The sequence below is a fragment of the Macrococcus sp. CoH-51_TC_04 genome (assembly GCF_058188655.1).
In genome coordinates, this window is sequence record NZ_JBVGOY010000036.1 from 1 (window position 1) to 1,212 (window position 1,212).

The window sequence follows — 1,212 nt, forward strand, 5'->3', positions numbered from 1 at the left end:
TTCTAAATTGCAATTACAAGTTAGCCACCCTGACAAATCTAGTTCATATAGAATCCTAGGGATTCACTCAGTATGTTCTCCTTGATTAGCTCCTTCAAAAACACTTCCATTGCTGACTGTCCATTTAGTATCTTACGTGGATATCTGTTCATCCATTCCTGGATTTTATGGACGGTAGAAGCTTTTACAGTTGAAATGGGGATACCTTTAGGAATATGCCGGCGAATAAATCTGTGCTGATTTTCTTTCGTCCCTCTTTCCCAAGAGGCATAGGGGTGAGTGAAGTAGACTTCAGATAATCCCTTGAGGCATTCAGAAAGATCGCTGAATTCAGGTCCATTATCTGATGTAATAGACTTGAATATTTTAGGGAAAGCATCTCCTGTTTCCTTTATCAGACGACGTAGTGCGTTGACTACATGGCAAGTTTGTTTACCATCGATCTTTAAGATAAGTTCATAGCGACTTTTTCTCTCAACCATGGTGAGGAGAACCTGGTCTTCGGCAGACTTCTGTCCGACAACGGTATCTATCTCCCAATGTCCGAAGGTCGTGCGAGTATCCACTGCTTGAGGACGTAGTTCGATAGACTGACCCAGTACTTTTTTATTAATACGAGTAAAGCCTGTCGGCTTCTTATTCTTAAGCTTTAACTTCATCAGAAGATTGATATTACGTGTCTTTATCAGTTTTCTGTCAATCCAGTTATAGAGTGTCTTTATACAGGGTATGAATCTTTCTGGAAAAAGCTTAGCTTTCTTAGCAAGCATAATAACGGAAGCCGGAGACATTTCCTGATGTATCATCAGATTGTCGGCCCATTCAACAAAGGGATTATCTGTAATGGGAAGAGGACGACGTCCTGACTTGATACGATTTTCAAAGTATCTATCCTGAGCAAGATCAGGTGAATAGACGCACTTGTAGTAAGTGTAGATTTTATTATTCTGTACCTGCTGGCTCTTTTGTGTGTACATGCCGCGCTTTATCTCATTATTGATGGTCTGTGGTGCTCTACCGAGCTTTCCAGCTATTTTTCTGTTTGAATATCCTTCATTGATCAACGTCTGTATGATGATTCGTTCATCTCTAGAAAGGTGTTTGCCCTTAACGGTTTTCGTGTTACCATTGATATGCGTCATACGAATTCATTCCTTTATTGTCGGTGTGAGAACTACAATATTAACATGAATTCGTCATGGCGTATTTTTT

General features: G+C 40.0%; 1 protein-coding gene. It reads right to left on the reverse strand.

All coding sequences use genetic code 11. The features are described 5' to 3' along the window. Nucleotides 1-38: 38 nt before the first annotated feature. Nucleotides 39-1,142 carry an IS30 family transposase gene (locus tag ACZ2V4_RS11665; RefSeq protein WP_076688030.1) on the reverse strand — a complete coding sequence of 368 codons (1,104 nt, stop codon included), beginning with the start codon at nucleotides 1,140-1,142 and terminating at the stop codon, nucleotides 39-41. Nucleotides 1,143-1,212: the final 70 nt, after the last annotated feature.